Source organism: Bradyrhizobium centrolobii (genome assembly GCF_001641635.1).
GTDB classification, from domain to species: Bacteria; Pseudomonadota; Alphaproteobacteria; order Rhizobiales; family Xanthobacteraceae; genus Bradyrhizobium; species Bradyrhizobium centrolobii.
Genome location: NZ_LUUB01000020.1, coordinates 1 through 3,529, shown reverse-complemented (window position 1 = coordinate 3,529; position 3,529 = coordinate 1). Strand labels below are relative to the sequence as shown.

Genomic DNA, 3,529 nt, shown 5'->3' with positions numbered 1-3,529 from the left:
GCATCGCCTTGCGGCTCAGCCGCTTGCGAAGCACGACCGATTCCGATGCATCAACCCCATGCAATTGAAAAATATACTTCGACGTATCCATCCCAATGCGGATAATCTGGCTCACGGACGGCTCCTGCGAATGAGTTTCTGACAACCTCATTCTGGCACACTGATGCCGTAGGGGGCCGTCCACACCATCAACCACAGAATGTTGTTTGGCGAAGACTCGTGGTTGCCAGCTCGCGCCACAACTCCACCCTGGGGTTATGGGTCCCGGCCTTCGCCGGGACGACAGTGGAGGGCTGGGAGACGGCGCCAATCTCCTTCACGTCGTCCCGGACAAGCGCAGCGCAGATCCGGGACCCATAGCCACAGAGAGTGGTTTGGCGAAGACTCGTGGTTACCAGCCTCGCGCCACGACTTCTCCCTGGGGTTATGGGCTTTCGCCGGGACGACGGCTGAGTGTGGGGCGGCGTCTTCGAACTCCTAACGTCCTGGCATTCGCCAGGACGGCACTAACCTCTCGCCGCCCGGTCCTTCTCGTTCTGCGCCATGATGCTCTCGCGCGCCTTGGTCCAGTCGTCGTCGCTCCAGTCGCGGAGCTGATAGAAATTGCCGCCCATCGCGAGCGCCTGGGCGCCGTCCATGGCGATGGTCTCGCCGCTGATCCAGTCGCAGCCACCCGAGATCAGGAACACCGCGAGGTTCTGCAATTCCTCCATGGTGCCGACGCGACCCATCGGGTTCATCGCCTTGGTGCGCGCGCCGGCTTCGTCGCCGGGCTTGATGCGCTTGCTCATGCCTTCGGTCGGGATCTCGCCTGGCGCGATCGTGTTGAGGCGGATGCCGTATCTGCCCCATTCGGTCGCAAGCGACATCGTCATGGCGTGGATCGCGGACTTGCTCATCGCCGACGGCACGACATAGGGCGAGCCGTTGCGTACCCAGGTCACGGTGATCGAGACGACGTTGCCGGGCTGCTTCGCCGCGATCCAGCGCTTGCCGACCGCATGCGTCACGTAGAACGTGCCGTGCATGACGATGTTGGCGACGGCATCAAAGCCGCGCGGCGAGAGCTCTTCGGTGCGCGAGATGAAATTGCCGGCGGCGTTGTTGATGAGATCGGTCAGCGGCGCCTCGCGAAAGATGTTCTCGACCATCTCCTCGACCGCGAGCGCGTTGCGGATGTCGACGCCGTGGCTGGTGACGCGGCCGCCATACTGATCCATCAGCTCGGTGGCGGTCTCGTCGCAGACGATCTTGCGCCGCCCACAGATGTGCACTTCGGCTCCGAGCTGGAGGAAGCGCGCTGCCATCGACTTGCCGAGTCCGGTCCCGCCGCCGGTCACGAGGATGCGCCGTCCGGCCAGAAGATTTTCCTTGAACATGGCTGTTTCCCTCGTAGGCATTGTCAGTTAATTGGTCGATTGACTAAATCGGGCCGCCAGCTTCCTGTAAAGCGGCACCGAACAAGAACAGGGGAGAATTGATTCATGGAAGAGCGCGTCTCGATCTCGATCTCGGAAGGCGTTGCCGATGTTCGCCTGGTGCGCGCGGACAAGATGAACGCGCTGGATCAGGCCATGTTCGAGGCGCTGGTCGCCGCAACCGAGCGTCTTTCCAACGAAAAAGGTGTGCGCGTAGTGGTGCTGTCCGGCGAGGGCCGCGCCTTCTGTGCCGGTCTCGACATGGGACGTTTTGCTGCCATGAAGGAGAAGGGCGGCAACGGAATTCCGGGTGGCGAAAATCGCGACCTCACGGTACGCACGCACGGGAAGGCGAACTTTCCGCAGCAGGCGGTTTGGGGCTGGCGGCAGCTTCCGGTTCCGGTGATCGCGGCGGTCCATGGCGTCGCCTTCGGCGGCGGCTTCCAACTCGCGCTCGGCGCGGACATGCGCTTCCTCTCAGCCGATGCGCGAATGTCGGTCATGGAGATCAAGTGGGGCCTCGTGCCCGATATGGCGGGCACGCCGATCCTGGCTAGCCTCGTGCGCGACGACATCCTGCGCGATCTCACCTATACGGGCCGCATCTTCTCCGCGCAGGAGGCGATGACTTACGGCCTCGCCACGCGCATCTGCGATGATCCGCGCGCGGCCGCGCTCGAAGTTGCGCGCGAGATCGCCGGCAAGAGCCCCGATGCGATCCGCGCGGCGAAGCGCCTGCTGAATAATCTGTCGGTCGATCCCGGTCCGGCGCTGCTCGCCGAGTCCGTCGAGCAGCAGAAGCTGATCGGCAGTGCGAACCAGACCGAAGCGGTCCGTGCCAATCTGGAAAAGCGCGCGCCGAAGTTTGCGGATTAATGCTCCTTCCGTCATGGCCTGGCTTGTTGTGCGGACCGGGGACATGGGTAACACCGTTCGGAGACATGGGTAACACATTCATTTTGCATCACCTCGAAGATCGATGGATGCGATTTGATGGGCTCCGAAGTAGACGCCGAACTGACCATCCGTGGCGAGTGGCCTGATGGCCAGAAGCTCGCCCCGGAAGGCCTCCGGAACGCGCCAGCGCTGCTTGCCGAAGCGTAAGTTGGCCTTGAGCTGACTGGCCCTGCGCACGATTGCTCCTTCCTCGTACTCGGGCTCGGGCAGCTTGCTTGGCAATGAACGGGAGCTTGGCCGATACCGGTTCGCCGGGACGTCGTAGTCCAATGATTGGTGGGGCCGCTCGGTATTGTAGACGTGCCGCCAGCGGTCGAATGCCTTCTGCAAGTCGCGCGTGGTTCTGAACGTTGTCATGGACAGGACTTCGGTCTTCAGCGTGCGGTGGAAGCGCTCATTCTTTCCCTTGGTCTGAGGATGATAGGGGCGGGCATAGATGACGTCGACGCCCAGCTTGAGCAGCCAGACACGAAGTTTGGTCCATCGAACTTCGGAGCACGTGCCCCAGGGCACACCGTTATCGACCAGGAACGCATTGGGCAGGCCGTAGCGGCGAAACGTCCGTTCGAGATGCTGCTGGACCGTCTCACTTTGCTCGTTGGTGCAGGCCTGCAGGCACAAGGCATAACGGGAATGGTCGTCAACCATGGTGAGCGGGTGACACATCTGCCGGTCGCCCAGAGGGAAGCGTCCCTTGAAGTCCATCTGCCAGACGTCGTTAGGAGCCGGGTGTTCGAAGCGGATGTATTGCGCCGGCTGTGCAGGCGGCGGGACGCGCTCATGCCGGGCTAGAATCGCGTGGACCGTCGAGGCCGCAGGCACGCTCTTCTGCCGATCCTCCAGGCGACGGCGAATCTTGCGGGCGCCCCATGTCGGATGCGCGTCTCGTACCTCCAAGACGGCCGCTTCGATCGCCTCCGCGCTTCGCGCCGGAGAGACATGCGGCCGCCGCGACTGGTCCTGAGCCCAATCCTTCTCGACGGCCTCTGCCGCGGTCGCCCTAGCCAGCCACTTGTACGCGGTCCTCGGACTGATCCCGAAGCGACGGCACAGCTCCCGCCGGTTCACGTCCGCCTGCCGGAACAATCGAACGAACTCTTTCCTCTGGTCCATGAGTGACACCTCGCGCCACGGCATGTCGGCCCTCCCAAGCC

Annotated in this window: 3 protein-coding genes and 1 pseudogene; 1 reads left to right on the top strand and 3 read right to left on the bottom strand. The window is 63.1% G+C overall.

The window, feature by feature from the left end:
• Positions 1-115: pseudogene (locus tag AYJ54_RS51085) on the bottom strand (IS110 family transposase); the annotation flags it as partial.
• Between the two features lie 391 nt (positions 116-506).
• Positions 507-1,379 carry an SDR family oxidoreductase gene (locus AYJ54_RS02705; protein WP_063696335.1) on the bottom strand — a complete coding sequence of 291 codons (873 nt, stop codon included), beginning with the start codon at positions 1,377-1,379 and terminating at the stop codon, positions 507-509.
• 105 nt (positions 1,380-1,484) lie between these two features.
• Here AYJ54_RS02705 and AYJ54_RS02700 point away from each other — a divergent pair, with 105 nt between their 5' ends.
• Positions 1,485-2,294, top strand: coding sequence for a crotonase/enoyl-CoA hydratase family protein (locus AYJ54_RS02700; RefSeq protein ID WP_063696334.1), 810 nt, complete (start codon positions 1,485-1,487; stop codon positions 2,292-2,294).
• A gap of 78 nt (positions 2,295-2,372) precedes the next feature.
• Here AYJ54_RS02700 and AYJ54_RS02695 read toward each other — a convergent pair whose 3' ends face one another.
• Entirely contained in the window at positions 2,373-3,512 is a 1,140-nt protein-coding gene (locus tag AYJ54_RS02695; RefSeq protein WP_063696331.1) for an IS481 family transposase, read from the bottom strand.
• Positions 3,513-3,529: the final 17 nt, after the last annotated feature.